The organism is Flavitalea antarctica (genome assembly GCF_054461535.1).
Genome location: NZ_JBTLQG010000028.1, coordinates 57,765 through 74,806 on the forward strand (window position 1 = coordinate 57,765; position 17,042 = coordinate 74,806).

Annotated in this window: 11 protein-coding genes; 9 read left to right on the plus strand and 2 right to left on the minus strand. The window is 43.6% G+C overall.

Annotated features, from left to right (window positions below):
• Nucleotides 1-30 precede the first annotated feature (30 nt).
• The gene (locus tag ACX0G7_RS20355; RefSeq protein WP_458925366.1) at nucleotides 31-579 is read left to right on the plus strand and encodes an HPP family protein; all 549 of its coding nucleotides are present in this window, start codon (nucleotides 31-33) and stop codon (nucleotides 577-579) included.
• Nucleotides 580-740: 161 nt separating this feature from the next.
• Here the strand turns inward: ACX0G7_RS20355 and ACX0G7_RS20360 are convergent, their stop codons facing one another.
• Nucleotides 741-1,007 (minus strand): hypothetical protein, encoded by a 267-nt coding sequence (locus ACX0G7_RS20360; RefSeq protein WP_458925367.1) that lies wholly within the window; start codon nucleotides 1,005-1,007, stop codon nucleotides 741-743.
• A gap of 395 nt (nucleotides 1,008-1,402) precedes the next feature.
• Between ACX0G7_RS20360 and ACX0G7_RS20365 the strand changes: the two genes are divergently transcribed.
• The 6 genes from ACX0G7_RS20365 to ACX0G7_RS20390 all read left to right on the plus strand — a co-directional run bounded on the left by ACX0G7_RS20365 (nucleotide 1,403) and on the right by ACX0G7_RS20390 (nucleotide 11,944).
• Complete coding sequence (locus ACX0G7_RS20365) at nucleotides 1,403-4,255, plus strand: SNF2-related protein (protein ID WP_458925368.1); 2,853 nt, start codon at nucleotides 1,403-1,405, stop codon at nucleotides 4,253-4,255.
• A gap of 51 nt (nucleotides 4,256-4,306) precedes the next feature.
• A complete protein-coding gene (locus ACX0G7_RS20370; RefSeq protein WP_458925369.1) occupies nucleotides 4,307-5,617 on the plus strand; it encodes a peptidoglycan DD-metalloendopeptidase family protein in 1,311 nt (436 codons plus the stop codon).
• A 277-nt stretch (nucleotides 5,618-5,894) separates the two neighbouring features.
• Complete coding sequence (locus ACX0G7_RS20375) at nucleotides 5,895-6,290, plus strand: hypothetical protein (RefSeq protein WP_458925370.1); 396 nt, start codon at nucleotides 5,895-5,897, stop codon at nucleotides 6,288-6,290.
• Nucleotides 6,291-6,516: 226 nt separating this feature from the next.
• A complete protein-coding gene (locus ACX0G7_RS20380) occupies nucleotides 6,517-7,725 on the plus strand; it encodes a DEAD/DEAH box helicase (protein WP_458925371.1) in 1,209 nt (402 codons plus the stop codon).
• A gap of 94 nt (nucleotides 7,726-7,819) precedes the next feature.
• Nucleotides 7,820-10,057, plus strand: a complete 2,238-nt coding sequence (gene recQ, locus ACX0G7_RS20385; RefSeq protein WP_458925372.1) for a DNA helicase RecQ — start codon at nucleotides 7,820-7,822, stop codon at nucleotides 10,055-10,057.
• A 30-nt stretch (nucleotides 10,058-10,087) separates the two neighbouring features.
• The gene (locus tag ACX0G7_RS20390; RefSeq protein ID WP_458925373.1) at nucleotides 10,088-11,944 is read left to right on the plus strand and encodes an ATP-dependent DNA helicase; all 1,857 of its coding nucleotides are present in this window, start codon (nucleotides 10,088-10,090) and stop codon (nucleotides 11,942-11,944) included.
• A 266-nt stretch (nucleotides 11,945-12,210) separates the two neighbouring features.
• Here ACX0G7_RS20390 and ACX0G7_RS20395 read toward each other — a convergent pair whose 3' ends face one another.
• On the minus strand, nucleotides 12,211-12,717 hold the full coding sequence (locus tag ACX0G7_RS20395; protein ID WP_458925374.1) for a GIN domain-containing protein: 507 nt from the start codon (nucleotides 12,715-12,717) through the stop codon (nucleotides 12,211-12,213).
• Between the two features lie 427 nt (nucleotides 12,718-13,144).
• Between ACX0G7_RS20395 and ACX0G7_RS20400 the strand changes: the two genes are divergently transcribed.
• Together ACX0G7_RS20400 and ACX0G7_RS20405 are read left to right on the plus strand one after the other, a co-directional pair.
• Nucleotides 13,145-16,219 (plus strand): ligand-binding sensor domain-containing protein, encoded by a 3,075-nt coding sequence (locus ACX0G7_RS20400; RefSeq protein WP_458925375.1) that lies wholly within the window; start codon nucleotides 13,145-13,147, stop codon nucleotides 16,217-16,219.
• A 45-nt stretch (nucleotides 16,220-16,264) separates the two neighbouring features.
• Nucleotides 16,265-16,897, plus strand: a complete 633-nt coding sequence (locus ACX0G7_RS20405; protein ID WP_458925376.1) for a response regulator — start codon at nucleotides 16,265-16,267, stop codon at nucleotides 16,895-16,897.
• Nucleotides 16,898-17,042: the final 145 nt, after the last annotated feature.

The following is a 17,042-nucleotide window of genomic DNA, read 5'->3' on the forward strand; positions in this document are numbered from 1 at the left end:
ATAAGATATCACATAACATTTTAAGAGAGCGTGAGAAGAAAAATCAAAAGAACTTACCGGATAGCTCGTTACGTTATTTATCGTCAGACTATTGTAGAACCTATCGACCACCTATGGACATTTCTCGGGGCCTTTGTTGGCATTGGGGCAATCGGATATCTTCAGCAAAACCGGATTGGCGAACAGGACAATGTATTTCTTATTGGATCATTCGGGGCTTCAGCAGTACTGGTATTTGGTGCGACTAACAGCCCTCTTGCTCAGCCCCGCAACCTTATATTCGGACACCTGATATCAGCGCTTGTTGGCGTTACTGCCAGTAAACTGTTGCCGGGGCATCTGTGGTTGGCGAGCTCGCTTGCGGTTTCTTCTTCAATTGTACTAATGCAAATTACAAAAACGATGCACCCTCCGGGGGGTGCGACGGCTCTTATCGCAAATATCGGGAGCGAAAAAATTAAGGCATTGGGTTATTGGTATGTGCTATCACCGGTGTTTTCGGGATCTTGCATATTGCTGCTTATCGCCCTTATGGTGAATAATATTTCTTCGCACCGGAATTATCCTTACAGGAAATAACCACCCGCACATAGTGAACGTGACATTGTTAGCATGACCCTGCGAGTATGAGACTTTCCAAACATTGTGAGGACGGCAGATGTAGTTAGTACGGCAGATGTCGGATGTAAAAAAAGGCGGAATAAATCCGCCTTTAGTGTATATAAACCGTCCCGCGTATGCTATGCTGCTGCAGCCAACCTTGCGCCGATCACTTCTTCGATCTTTGGTGAAATTGCGGCAATGGCTGAACTCTGATCTATGGCTACAGCCCTCTCCAGTTCTTCATCGTAAGCAAAAATATAGACTGGACTATCATTAATGCTTACCCGAAACCGGATCTCATTGTTATGTGTTTGATATCTTGATGCCTTTATTGCTACAGGTTTGCCTTCAAGCAGTATATCAAACTTTTCCGTCGTTACTTTTTCAGTTCTGCTTATAATCATAATCACTGCATTTAGATGAAAAAATAATACTTAGTCATTTTCAACAAACGTGCCATCGGGATATACGTTTTGGTTCCTGGCATGGCGACCGGATGTTCTGAAATTGAATAAGGGTAATTATGCTTTAAGATTAAGAGAGAACCGCAATGGTAGTTGTGAAGTCCCTTATTCATCCCAATCAAGCCTTCATGTAACCATTTGAGTAGCAAGCAACTGGCGGGATCTCTTAATGCCGCCAGCCTTCTGTACAAAAAATTACCCACCTTATCATTGCGCGGATTAGAAACCGCCACTTAAACATGCGCTCTCCTGACTGACGTTGTCCCCGGAAATGATGCAATTAATAATTGACCTAAATTGCCGCCTCAATTTTTCAAACACCGACCCAGGCGTTTATGGCAGATGTTAAAAAAGATATTAAGGCAGTTTTACTTCTGTCGCCCTATAAGATGTTCCAGGATCACCAGGTTCTTGAAATCCTTGTTATCGATAGGTCGGCTCCAAAATCACCGTTCACTAATAAGGAGCTGAATAGTACTGAAATCAAGCAGCATTTTCCTGCAATCGAGAAACCCTTTAAAGAAATATTACAGTGGTTCAGTAAAGAGGGCATAGGGTTCACCCGGGATACGATAAAAAAGAACTTTGCGAAACAAAAGGCTGGTGTCCCTTTTTCAAATTATTATTCTTCCAGCATAACCCGGCATTTGCTTGACTTGTTCCAGCGCATCAAGCCCTTCGCAGATACTGTTCAATGGTATCATAAAACGCCGGTAGACAATGTACGTTTTACTACCTCGGCATGCACCATGAGCAGGTACAGGCCCGGTTTGCAATTTGACCTGCAGGGCAGCCCGGACAGCTTATCCCTACGCAGCCGTTTTAATATCAACGGCGATTACTATGATGTCACCTTATTTAAACGATATGAATTTATTGTTGAAAGCAACAACGAATATTTTTTGCTTAGCCATAAAGATGCCCAGACACTCAACTGGCTGGACTCACTTGGTGAGCGAAAATTTAACTCCAGGCCCGAACCCTTTATTGAGGAGATATTAACACCGCTCGAATCGGATTATTCAGTCGACAGAAATGGCTTGCTCGAGGCAACAGCCGTGGAAGTGCTGCCGATAAACAGGGTGATGTTAAGTGAGATCAGCAATTCCTTCCTGATGATTACTCCACAATGGATCTATGATGGGTTTGTGATGGAGGATAAGTGGCAGGAGACGGTGAAGCTAAATCGAAATTCAGTAGAATATGTTATTCACCGCAACAAACAGAAGGAAAATGAATTCCGTACATTTCTGGAATCGTTGCATCCTTCCTTTCCAAAACAATTGAACGGGTATTACTACCTGGGGTTTGCTGAGGCACAGAAAAATCAATGGTTCCCTAAAGCATATCACAAACTGCTTGCCGGGAACATTGAAGTAACGGGTATGGATATGCTAAAACATTTCCGGTACTCGGCTGACCAGATCCAGACAACAGCAAAATTGATAAGAGAAGAGGATCACCTGGCCATTCTCCAGTTAGAAATTTCTTTTGGGAAGGAAGAAATACAACTTGCAGAAATGCAGAAGATGTTATTATCGGGGCAGCGGGCCGTAATATTAAAAGATGGGTCATTAGGAGTTTTGTCAGAACCATGGTTGGAAAAATATGCTGCCATGATCAAAGTCGGCAAGATTTCGGATAAAGAAATCAGCGTACCAAAATGGCTTGCATTCAGCAATGATGAGAGCAAGGAATTGCAATCAGTGATAAAGTCCGATTGGCTCGTTAAATGGAAATTGTGGCAACAGCAGGATACAACTGTTTATCCTCATGATCCAAGGATCAAAGCAACGTTAAGACCTTATCAGAAAAAAGGTTATGAATGGATGATGTTGTTGGCGGAAGCCGGCGCCGGGGCCTGCCTTGCCGATGATATGGGACTTGGAAAAACATTGCAGACCATTTGTTTTCTCAGTGCGAGAATAATGGCCGACCCTTCTTCCAGGCATCTGATTGTTTGTCCAAGCTCTCTTCTTTATAACTGGAAACAGGAGGTTGAAAAATTTGCTCCACATCTTGGCTGCCATGTTTATCATGGTAGCGCGAGGCTTGAATCTAGCTTGTCCGACATCAATCATCAGGTAATAATTACAAGTTATGGAACAGTAAGATCAGACTTCGGGATATTCTCATCTCTGCGCTTTCAGACCCTCATCCTTGATGAAAGTCATCACATAAAAAATCCTTCAGCCCAGATAACAAAACTTGTAAATCAGTTATCCTCGCAAACACGGATCGCGTTAAGCGGAACCCCGGTGATGAACAACACATTTGACTTATATGCACAGCTCGATTTTCTTTTACCCGGAATTTTTGGGACCAAAGAATATTTCAAAAGAGAGTTTGCAGATCCAATCGACCGCGATAAGCAAGACGAAAAAATATCAGCCTTGCAAAAGCTTACAGCTCCGTTCATATTGAGACGAACCAAAGAGCAGGTTGCGCCTGATCTGCCTGCTAAAACGGAGATGATCATGTGGTGTGAAATGAGTGCTGCACAAAAAGAAAACTATGAAAGTATCCGTGACCGGATCAGCAGTAGCCTCTTTCTGAGTATTAAAAAAGAAGGGTTGAAAAAAAATAAGCTTGCGTTGCTTCAGGGAATATTGAAGCTGAGACAGATTTGTAACTCTCCTTTATTGTTGCCTGCTGATGAACAAAGCTGCACTGACTCCATCAAGACCTCGATGTTGATGGACGAGCTCACTTACAATCTCGGCAAACATAAAGCCCTGGTGTTTTCCCAGTTCACGTCAATGCTGGATCTGCTCGCTGAAGAGTGTTCAAAACGGGGATTTAGTTATTTTCATTTTGATGGCCAGACTCCGCCATCCAAAAGAGCCGAAATGGTAAGTGCCTTCCAGGATCCGGAAGATAAATCAAATCTTTTCCTGATCAGTCTTAAGGCTGGCAATGCCGGACTAAATCTTACGGCTGCTGATTATGTTTTTCTTTTTGATCCCTGGTGGAACACTGCGGTCCAGCAACAGGCAATCGACAGAACCCATCGCATCGGGCAAACAAAAAATGTATTTGCTTACAAGATGATTTGTCGTGACACGATAGAGGAAAAGATCGTCCAGTTACAACAGAGAAAAAAGCAACTCGCCGAGGACCTCGTTGGCGAAGAAGAAGGTTTTGTAAAGTCTTTGTCCGAAGATGACATTAAGTTTTTGTTTAGTTAATGAGCTGTTGTGTGAGAAACTGAATGGCACGTTTTTTAAACCTTCGCCATTATGAAAAACTTCTTGATATTTTTAACTTTAGTGGCCTTCTTGTCCTGCAGGACCACTTCAAAACCAGGATTATTTTCAAAGAAAACCCCGCATGAATTATACACCAGCAAGATCAACCAGGCCGGCCTGCAGTCAACAGCGCTTGGAAGATCGTGGCTCAATGCTGCCGCACTCGCGGTTGCTCAACCGGTAAACGTAAATAAGCCTTATAAGGAAACCGGCTTTTTCTCTGCCGGTAAGCCGACCGCTACCGGATTAAAATTCAGCGCGACAAGAGGCGAGCGATTGCAGATTTCAGTTTCAAAAAAACCTTCCGGTGATTTCAGGCTTTATCTTGATCTGTGGAGCCAGGACACAGCAAGCACGTCGGCACCGAAACTGGTGGCTTCTTCAGACACCACAGGATTAGCGATCGATTACGAAGTAGAGCGATCCGGTCATTATATACTCCGGCTTCAACCGGAACTTTTGCAGGATTGCGAATACACGGTCGAAATATCAGCCAGGGCATCGTTGGCATTTCCAATCAGGGCCACGGGAAAAAATCATATCAGGAGTTACTGGGGAGCCGATCGGGATGGAGGAGCGAGGCGTCACGAAGGAGTGGACATTTTTGCTGAGCGCAGAACACCGGTGATAGCTGCCGCCCCGGGAAGGGTTACCAGGGTAAATGAAAATAATCTTGGAGGAAAAGTAGTGTGGATGCGGCCGGAAAGAAAAGATTATACGCTGTATTATGCTCACCTGGATACTCAATTGGTACGTGATGGCCAGGAAGTGAGTGTGGGAGATACCCTCGGCCTCATGGGCAATACCGGGAATGCCAGGACCACGGCTCCTCATCTGCATTTCGGAATTTATGCCCAGGGCGGGGCGATAGACCCGTTGCCGTTTGTAAATCCTGATTATCCGGTGGCACCGGAAATCAGTGGTTCTGTATCCGAAGTCGGAAAAATGATGCGCACGAGGGAGAAAACAAATACATTAAGGTTATTGCCCTTTACCAAATCACAGATAGTAGGCCAGGTTCCGAACAATACCGTTGTGTCTATAGAAGCCGCGACCAGTGATTTTTATCGGGTTGTTCTACCAAACTCCGAAAGAGGCTATTTAAACATCAGTGCTACAACGAAGCTTTCGCCGTTAAAGAGTATTGTGTTGAAGTCTGGCCGAAATATATATTCGCTACCGGATACCCTGGCACCGGCCATGAAGAAGCTGGAAAATGGAGTGTCTGTCACTCAGCTTGCAGAATTTGCAAACTTCGATTTCGTCGAGGCGGGGGAGGTCAGGGGTTGGATCCTGAAATAAGGTAAACGACTTCTGTAATTTATGAAACCTGATCACTCCGGCCATTATAACCACCAATCGTTATATGATAAGGTGGCTAAGCATTTCCCATTAGACAGTCTCTCAAAATGTTGTGAAAATAAGGAGAAAATGCGCTGTGAATGGTAATTTAAGCATCGTTTTTTAGTTTTTCGGGTATTTTATTCGCATCTTTGTACTCCTTGCCTGCACTACAGGGCTCCGAAACTGCTAGAATGTTTTTTCACTCCTGTACAAATTCAAGATTAAAACAAGACTTATGTACACTCATATTTGGCTCAAATACCTGCCTATTATTAAGATTCTGATGAAAAAAGCAGCCGCAACTGATCAGACACTGGCGCTTAACAGAATCGATTTCGAGAGAGCAGGTAGTGGAAGAAAGGCAGGTTATAAGTTCACTATTGAATTTAATAACGGACGTGTGGCCAATGTGATAAGTACATCACCTCTTGCCGTCGATCTCGCTGCGGTTATGATCCAGGATAATGCGGTAAAAACATTGTTCACTACCGCGAATTACGAAGTTAGCCTCAATACCAAATTTCAGCTTAGCATCAAAAATACTAATCCGAAAGTTGAGCAACCTCCTCTGGACGAGCCAGTGGAAGAGCCGGCAGAAGAGCCAAAAGAAACGGCCGATCACAACGCTTAAATAGCAACTTTAAAGGGTCTGCTGAACTTTTTACCAGGCTATAGATCTTTGCAATATCATCGATTTTGATTCCTGCTGCTACGCATTTGCCGGTTGCGGGAATCAATCTTTCTCCAGGAAGCCTTCCGCAGGTTTCCTATAAACTGCACAGTTAACGTTTTAACAATCCCGCTTTGCATTATCTTTACCATGACCTATATAAATAGTCAATTAATTATTTCCCACTTTGAATTTTAAAGAATTTGGCCTGCATGAATCCCTCGTTGAAGGGATTGAAGCAACCGGTTATGAAAACGCAACACCTGTCCAGGAAAAAGTTATCCCACTGATCCTCGCAGGCAAAGACCTTATAGCATCAGCACAGACCGGCACGGGGAAAACTGCTGCCTATTTGCTTCCGATCATCAACATGCTTCTGAACTCTCATCATTCAGCTGATCATATAAACGCATTGGTAATAGTTCCGACCCGGGAACTGGCAATTCAGATTGCCCAGAACCTGGAAGGACTATCCTACTTTACCAACATCAGTTCGATTGCTGTGTATGGCGGTGGTGATGGTTCAAGTTTTACAACTGAAAAGCAAGCGCTTTCGCGGGGAGCCGATATCGTTATCTGTACACCTGGAAGAATGATCAGCCATCTGAATATGGGGTACGTGAAACTGAAAGACCTGAGATACCTGATTCTTGATGAGGCGGACAGAATGCTGGACATGGGTTTTTATGATGATATCATGAAAATCATTTCGTTCATGCCTCCAAAGCGCCAGAACCTACTTTTTTCGGCAACTATGCCGGAAAAGATCAGGGACCTTGCACGAAAGATCTTACATCAGCCGGAAGAAATAAATATTGCCATTTCAAAACCTCCTGCCAAAATTGTTCAGGAAGCTTTTGTTGTTTATGAAGCTCAGAAGATCCCGTTGATAACATATCTGTTGCGTGATCGCGTCAATCAATCTGTATTGATTTTTTGTTCAAAGAAACAGGCGGTTAAGCAACTTAGCCGCGAACTTAAGAGAGCGAAATTTAATATCGAAGAAATACACTCGGACCTTACACAGGCTGCGCGGGAACAGGTAATGCTTGACTTCAGAAGCCGGAATCTCAAGATTCTTGTTGCAACCGATATCATTTCAAGGGGGATCGATATTGATAATATAGATCTGGTCATCAATTACGATGTACCAAATGACGGCGAAGACTATATACACCGTATAGGCAGGACTGCCAGGGCTGAAACCGACGGCACCGCGTATACATTCATCAGTGAGAAAGAGCAGAATAAGTTTGCAGTAATTGAAAACCTCCTTGGCACCCAGGTTACCAAAGGTAAAATACCTGAAAGCTTTGGTCCTGTTCCGGGCTATAATCCAGGCAAGGGCACGCGTCATAAAGGGAGGTACAAACCTCATTTTCGCAAAAAACAATGAGGAATACACGTTGTTCCATTGCTGATTTTCTTCTTCGTTACCTGTTTTAAGCCAGGCTAGTCATAAGGGATGCTGATACCTTCATGCGATCAATATGAAATCACCTTCAGATCATATCATCACCGCTGATAATAATTTGGCACCCCCCGAACGAAATGCTGAGAGCGCGTTGCCTGGTTTTCGCGCCCCGCAACCGGCCGGACTAACGCAAATACTTGAGCGCTATTTCGGCTATACCGAATTCCGCGAGAACCAGGAATCTATTATCCGCCATATTATTGATAAAAAAGATGCAGTTGTGCTTATGCCTACCGGCGGGGGTAAGTCAATCTGTTATCAGCTTCCGGCGCTGGTTTTGGCAGGAACAGCAATCGTAATTTCTCCGCTGATCGCATTGATGAAGGACCAGGTTGACGGCCTCAGGCAAAATGGAATCCAGGCGGCCTACCTGAACTCAGGTCAAAGCACATCAGAACAAACAGAAATACTTAACCAGCTTTGGAGCGGATCTATCAAACTTCTGTACATCGCCCCTGAAAGGCTTTTCGGAGATTTGAACTTCATCAATTTGCTCAGCAGGCTAACCATTAGTTTGTTCGCCATTGATGAGGCACATTGTATCAGCCAATGGGGTCATGACTTCAGGCCAGAATATCTTTTCCTTGGTCAACTGAAGGAAAAACACCCTGGCGTTCCTGTTATTGCGCTTACTGCAACAGCAGATAATCTTACGCGGAGAGATATCATTGACAAACTCGGGCTGAAAGACTTCAGGCTTTTTGAAACATCCTATAACAGGCCAAATATTTATTATTATGTCTGGCCGAAGCGTGACTATTATGATCAAATAATTGAATACCTGGTTAAAAGGAAAAACATAAGCGGCATTATCTATTGCCTGTCAAGAACCTCGACGGAGACCCTGGCAGCGGATCTTCAGAAGGCAGGGTTTTCTGCAGCTGCCTATCATGCAGGTCTTGACAGGAAAACCCGGGAAGAACGACAGGAGAAATTCCTTAGAGATGAAGTCAGGATAATAGTGGCCACGATAGCTTTTGGAATGGGGATCAATAAGAGCAATGTACGGTTTGTAATTCATGCCGATTTGCCGAAAAACATTGAAGGGTATTACCAGGAGACCGGACGTGCCGGAAGGGACGGATTACAAAGTGACGCGATCCTGTTTTATAGTGCCGGAGATGTTTTCAAATTAAAACGGTTTGCAACGGTTGAGGGAAATGAAGAGCAGTCGAGGATCATGTTGAAGAAGCTGGACCAGATGGCATCGTTTTGTGAAAGTCGCGATTGCCGTCGTAAGTTTCTGCTGAATTATTTCGGAGAGAAAACGGTTAATCATTGTGGTTCCTGTGATAGTTGCTTAAGTGAATATAAAAAGTTCAATGCCACAGTAACAATACAGAAACTGTTAAGTGCTATAAGTCGTTTAGGGGAACGGTTCGGAGCGAATTACATCATTGATTTTTTGCGCGGCAGCAAATCTGTGAAAGAAGAACATCATTCGCTGAAAACATTCGCTATCGGACAGGAATATAGCAAGGAAGAATGGAGATCATTTATACGGCAAGCGGTTGGGATGGGCTTGCTGACGCAGACCTCAGGTGATTATCCTATCTTAAAACTTAACGAGAACAGCTGGCAGGTCTTACGTGGCCTGGTCCAGGTTGAATTATTTGAACCTTCCGGCAAACGTATTGTGACATCGGCAGGCGGCGATCAGGAAGGCGGCGAGCTGTTCAGTTTGTTTAAATCTGCCAGGCAATATCTCGCATCCATAGAGAATCTGCCACCACATAATATTTTCGACGATTCAACGCTGCTTGAATTGGCAAGGCTGGCGCCTGGGTCGATCCAGGAAATGGCTGGCATCCAGGGTTTCAGTGAGTTCAAACTGCGGAAATATGGGCCGCACTTTCTTGATATAATCACAAAAAATAAAAAAAGCCGCTCAAATATTAGTCGTGAATCAAATAATATATCGAGGCAAAAACATACCCGGGGAGGAGACACGAAAACCATAACGCTGGAGTTGTTTAAAGCGGGCCGGTCGGTCGCGGAAATATCACAGGAGCGGCAGCTCGTACAAAGTACGATCGAAGGTCACCTTGCTCATTTTGTCAGGACCGGAATATTAGAACCACATACCTTATTGCCTAAACATAAGATCTCTGCCATCATGGAGACGGTTAAAGAAATAGGGGGGACTTCCGTAATGCCGATTAAGGAAAAGCTGGGCGACGATTATTCATTTGCCGAGATCAGGGTAGTGCTGAATTATTGCCAGTGGATGAAAGAAAATAATATTGAAGTGTAAGCCAGCCCGCTTTTACATATTTTTGGGTTGATGAATCAGTTCAAAAGTGATCCCGACAATTTGCTTTTTCAACTGGCTGCGAATTTTGTTAATCACACCAACCGGCCGGTGTTTCTGACTGGTAAGGCAGGCACAGGGAAAACCACTTTTCTGAAATACATTCGGGAGACTACTTTGAAACAAACTGTTGTTGCCGCACCAACAGGAGTGGCAGCCATAAATGCCGGTGGAGTTACGCTCCATTCCTTTTTTCAGCTTCCTTTTGGACCGTTCATTCCGACAACTCAAAATAGTGTCAGCAATCATCAGCAAGGTATCACTGATCAGCATTCCCTGTTCAGGAACATCCGTTTTTTTGCGTCAAAACGCAAGCTCCTTGAGGAGATGGAACTGCTGATAATCGATGAAATTTCAATGGTACGCGCAGACATGCTGGATGCGGTTGATGTTATATTAAGGCAGTTCCGGAAAAACCTGCATCAACCTTTTGGGGGAGTACAGGTGTTGTTAATCGGTGATTTATTTCAACTACCTCCTGTGGTTCCCGATGACCAGTGGCAAATATTGAAGCACCATTATGAAAGCCCTTTCTTTTTTCATTCCAATATAATGAGGCAGGATCCCCCTGTATACATTGAACTGAAAAAGATTTACCGACAAAGTGATCAACACTTCATCGATGTTCTTAACCGGATCAGGAATAATCAGATGATGGAAACAGATTTCGCACTTTTAAATCGCCTCTACGATCCAAAAGTTCAATCGACCGATTCAAAACGGTATATCACGTTAACCACCCACAATAATAAGGCGGATTCCATCAATCAATCCGCATTACAAAGACTTACTGATCCAACTTTCAGCTTCCAGGCGACGATCGCCGGTGAGTTTCCTGACAAGAGCTTTCCGACCGACCTGAATCTTTGTTTACGAAAAGGGGCACAGGTAATGTTTGTTAAAAATGAAACCGGTGAGCTTAAGCGCTATTTCAATGGAAAACTTGCCGTTGTGACAAATATTACGGAGGATAAGATAGTTGTTGAATTGGCAGACAGTAATATTAAAATGGAACTGGAAAAAGAGACCTGGAGAAATATCCGCTATAATTACAACAACGAAAAGGGCGATATCGAGGAAGAAGAGTTGGGCACGTTCACACAATACCCGGTGCGCCTTGCCTGGGCTATCACTGTTCATAAGAGCCAGGGGCTTACTTTTGAAAAAGCAATCATTGATGTGGGAAACGCTTTTGCTCCCGGACAGGTTTATGTTGCTTTAAGCAGGTGTACAACACTGGAAGGTGTGGTGTTGCATTCCCTTGTCCATCCTTCTGCGATAAGAACCGATCAGCAGGTAATTGCATTTTCGGCACTGGAAGCAGATGAAGAGAAGCTTGCTGATAATTTCCAGTCAGAACAAAGCATACAGGGAATAAATATGCTTCACAGGTATTTTGACTGTCATAAGTTGATAGAGGCAAGTTTGTTTCACCTGAAAGCAACAAAGCCGCGCAAACATGCTGAAAAACAAAACAGCCTTGATCTGGCTAATAATATAGTTCATGAAGTGAACGCTTTGCAGGAGGTCGCCCGCAAATTTGCAAAGCAGCTGAGCATTCTTATTACGGCCTTCCGGCAATCGGGTGAACTTGAGCCGCTATCTGACAGGGTTCAATCGGCAACCCGCTATTTTGTAAGACTTATAGAAGAGAATATTTTAACTCCGGTGATAGCGCATCGGGTCAGGTTGCAAAAAAATAAGAAGACTGCCAGGTATGCCAGGGAGCTCGATACGATGGAAGCGGTGTTTCGTAAGAAGATCAGCTTGCTTGAACACAGCAGCGAAATGATCAGGTCCATTGATAATAAGAAGGTTGTTCAACATTGAAAAAGGTGCCGGGTATTCCCACCCCGGCACCTGCGCACTATATCAGCATCTACGATTTGTCAATCCACGTCTTAACTGTTTTCGACTAAATTCTTCTTTAATAATTCCTGCCTGTTTTTTCGGAAAGGTTTAATGATCAAGGTTTGTGATTAGGCCGTTTCGTAAGGGTGTTGAAAGGGTGTTGGGTGTTGAAAGGGTATTGTTTTTTTTGTTTAGGAATAAGGTGATTGCTTAAGGGTAGCTTTCGGGTACAGATGGGTAGTTAATTATGCTTTTTCAACGCGTATGATTGAGCGTTCTGATTTTTCATAGAAAAACTGGTGCTGATCATCACTGTCAATAATCACTTCCCCGATGTTCTTTACGTTAACTTTTGATACGCCTTCGATGCGGATAAAAAGTTGTTTGCTTTCCAGTCTTCCCCTTGAACTCAGGTCTGCTCCGCCTTTCAATGTAACTTTGTTAAGGTCGCGAACTGGTACATATACAATTGTCCTGTTGCGGGAAGTTCCTTTAGCTCCGGTGATTTTCAATACTCCGTTGTCGACATTAAGATCTACTTCATTAACATATTTGTCGAAGCCTTCGATGCTGATTGTTTTTGAGTCATCGTGTACAAGTACTACTTCAATATTTCCTTTTGCGGAAATAGAACCAAAGGGCTGATCAACAGACCAGCTGCGTGATGACTTGCCTACAGAGGGTTTACCAGTTGCAAATGATGCGATCGCTATTACTAAAAAGGAAGCGATTAATAAGAATTGTTTTTTCATGATTGATAAAGTTTGTTTGTTTCTGATCTTGTTTTTTTGTTTGTTGTTTGTGTTTTTTGTTTTCGTTTGATGTTGTTGACTGTTTTTCGTTCTGATGTTCGTTGTTCGTTTTTTATTTTTTCGTTTGTGTGTTTGTTTGTTTGTTTGACGACTCAAATGTCGAATATGTTACAGGGCTGTACAATAGCATATGAATGTGAAAAAAACACTGATTAGCAAAGGCCTTCCAGATAAGTTGACAACATGTCCAATGCCTCCCTTGCTCTTTTGTGGTTTTCATCCATGGATTTTGACAGTCCATACCACCGAAGCCCTTGAGCGGGTCAGAAAAACCCTTGTTTTGTATCACATATATGGGTGATTCCGGAGCAGACATGCACAAATAATCGTCCGGAAGATTAATTTTGGAGACGACCATTTTACTGTTTTGAGAAACATCCTTCATATCATCTTATTCTTATTACTGGGGCTACGGGTGTCGTCTCAGCCAAGACAATACGTGTTTAACCGCATCTCCTCGAGAGAAGGGCTCGCATCTAATTTTGTTTACACAATCTTCCAGGATAAAAAAGGATTTATGTGGTTCGGTACCGCAAATGGTTTGCAGCGGTATGATGGAAGAAAGATCATCCGCTTCACGCCACCTCCCGGGTCAGACGAATATCTTCCCCCGGTGAGTATTTCGCAGATGTTCAAAGATAAGAAAGGTCACATCTGGGTTCGGACTGGAAAAGAAGTTGGCATATTTGATCCTGCAACATTTCGTTTTAAACGGGCGGTGATAAGACCAGGTAAAGAGGTAGATCCGAGAGCCAATTACAAATTATGGCAAAACTCTGAAGGCCAGATCTTCCTGTTAATTACAAAGTTTGGTTTGCTTGCTTATGATTCAATTGCCCATTCTTTCACACCGCAAAATACACCACATATCAGGGTTCCGGATAAGTGGTCGGTCATAACAATCATAGAAGACCCCTCGGGTAGAAATTACTGGTTGGGTTGCGATTCAGGACTGGCTTTGTACGATACTAAAAAAAATACAGTTTATAGCAGGCGCCACAATCCGGACAATTTGCCGATTCTCAAGGCCGTTAACAACACAAGGGCCATTAACGTTTTGTTTGTAGATAATAGCAACCGGCTATGGATAACAGACTGGGACAGGATGAAAAAGCAGGAGAGTACCACGTGTTACGACCTTAGTACGAGGTCCTTTACTGCTGATACAGCCGGGCTAAATCTGAGATCGGAGATTTACCGGGAAATGCATGGCTTCGCTCAACACAGCTCGGGTGGATTATGGGCATTTGGAAGAATGCACCTGTTTTCATATGATCCAAAACTCCGGCGTTTCAATTTTATCCGTAATGAGCACCTCGAAGATTATGGAATAAAATACGATTACGTTTATTCAATGTATGAGGATAGGGAACACAACCTATGGCTTGGAACCGACCAGGGCGTGTATGCAGTGAACCCGACAGAAAACTCTTTTAATGCGGTAAAGGCGGAAGTGAACGGTAAACCTGCTGACATCTCCATCACGAATTTCCTGGAAACTGCCGACAGGCAGCTTTTTGTGAGTACCTGGGGAACGGGGCTGATCAGTTACGATCAGAACTTCTGGCAAACAAAAAACAATATCAACTCGGACATTCCAAAGGGAGATGGAAATTACCTGATGCAGTGGGATCTGTACGAACAGCAACCTGAAAATAAAGTCTGGATAGGTTGCCAATCCGGCCGCATCATCGTTCATGATCTTAAAACCAAAAAGAATCATTATTTCAATCCCCCTGTTTTTGAAGACAAGACCGTTCGCCAGATCATTGGGAATGCAGATGGGATCATCTGGTTTGGCTCTCAGTATGGTCACCTCGTAAAATGGAATTGTCGTACAGGAAGTCTTAATAACCTTGAGCAGGAACTTGTGCCTGTCGCAAACCTCGGGACAATTATCTATAAACTGTATGAAGATAAACAGGGATTTATCTGGGCAGGCACCCACGAATTCGGTCTTCACAAAATCGACCCATCTACCGGTAAGTCAGTGGCCGTTTATTCAACAAGTTCTGGCAAGGGAAAGTCGCTTTATTCAAATGTGGTTACCGATATTGTGCCGTATAACGACAGTACGCTTGTAATCGCAGCTGGTGCAATTAATTTCCTGAACACCCGGACAGGGGAGGTCAAACAGATCTCATCAGACGATGGCCTTCCTTCAAATACCGCCAACAATATCGAATTTGATCAGAATGGATCACTGTGGATCAGCCTGCTTAGCGGGCTTTGCCGGTACAATATTCAAAAAAACATTTTCACCTCTTATTCTCAGCGCGACGGCATTTTTTATGACAATTTCCAGATCGGCGCCAGTCTTAGATTGCCTTCTGGATCTATGCTCTTTGGAAACACCCATGACTTTATTGCATTCCATCCGGAGAAAAAGGTAAGTAGCCAGATCCCGCCGGATGTGAGCATCACGGATTTTAAGCTTTTCAATAATTATTTACCGCCGGATTCGATCCTGGGCCTGAAAGAAGTAAAACTTAACTATACTCAGAATTCAATTACTATAGAATTTGCTGCACTCAGTTTCCTGCAAAAAGATAAGATCCTTTATTATTACAAGCTGGAAGGGATCGATAAAGAAACATACCGGACAGACAGGTTGCTGGTTGCAAACTATACTCAGTTACCCCCGGGAAGTTATACTTTTAAAGTATGGTGCGAAAATGGGGACGGCATCAGATCTCGCGGAGTAACAAGCCTTAAAATACACATTAGTCCACCGTTCTGGAATACATGGTGGTTTATGGTGCTCATAGCTTCTGTTGTTGCAGGACTTGTTTACCTCGTGCACCGGATCAAGGTTAACCGGATACTCGACATGGAAAAGGTAAGAAGAAGAATAGCACGCGATCTGCATGACGATATGGGCTCAACCCTTAGCACCATCAATATACTGAGTGAGATGGCCAAAATGAAGGTGACCAGCGACACGGCCAAAACCGAGGAATACATAAATAAGATCAGCGATAACAGCAGCCGCATGATGGAAGCAATGGACGATATTGTGTGGAGCATAAATCCAATGAACGATAGTATGCAGAAAGTGGCGGCAAGAATGCGCGAATTTGCCACTGGTGTTTTTGAAGCAAAGAATATAGAATATAGTTTTAAGGTTGATGAAGCAGTTCATGATCTCAAACTGGACATGGAGGCAAGGCGCGACTTATTCCTTCTGTTTAAAGAAGCAGTTAACAACCTTGCAAAATATTCACAATCCAAATGGGCCGAGGTAGATATCCGGGTTGAAAAATCTTCACTGATGATGAAAATCAGGGACGAAGGAATAGGATTCAATAATAACGGGGATGTTGATGGAGGAAATGGGCTGATTAATATGAAAAAGCGGGCTGAAAGCCTGCGGGGAAAACTCGAGATCAGGTCGGAAGTGAATAAGGGTACGCTGATTACCCTGGAGGCCCCGGTCAGCTAACAGAGGATCGCTCAACAGATATCTAATAATAATTAAACCCGCTGTATGATAAAGATTGTTTTGTATGAAGATAACCCGCAATTACGTGAAGGCCTGTCAATGTTATTGAACGGCTCTGATGGATTTGAAGTGGTCGCAAGTTTTAAAAACTGCAATAACGTGACTGCCGAGGTGGAGGCTTTGAAACCTGACGTCGTGCTGATGGATATCGATATGCCGGGAACAAATGGGATTGACGGGTTGAAACTGATCAGGCAGGTAAATGCGGAGGTGAAGGTTTTGATGCTGACTGTTTTTGACGACAATAAAAATGTTTTTGATGCGATCCGGAATGGCGCAAATGGTTATCTCCTAAAAAAAACGCCTCCGGCAAAGTTGTTGGAATACATACAGGAGGCTCATTCCGGCGGGGCACCGATGACCTCATCAATCGCAACACAGGTGTTGAAAATGTTTTCTGAAGCCAACACTCCATCAGGAGATGATTATCATTTGTCAGAGCGCGAGAAAGAAGTGCTGCAGTTGCTTGTAAACGGCTATAGCTATAAGATGATCGCTTCAGAAATGTACATATCAATTGATACTGTCAGATCACACATAAAAAAGATTTACGAAAAGCTTCATGTCAATTCGAAAAGTGAAGCAGTAGCAAAAGCATTTAAGGATAAGCTGGTCTGACGATCCACGGGTTGATCAATGCTGCTGTTGATTGATGCCCGCGTTGATCAATCGTCGTTTTAGTAAATACTCGCGTTGATCAATCGTCCCTTTAGTAAATGCTCGCGTTGATCGTCCTCGCTTTGATAAATGCTGCTGTTGATCA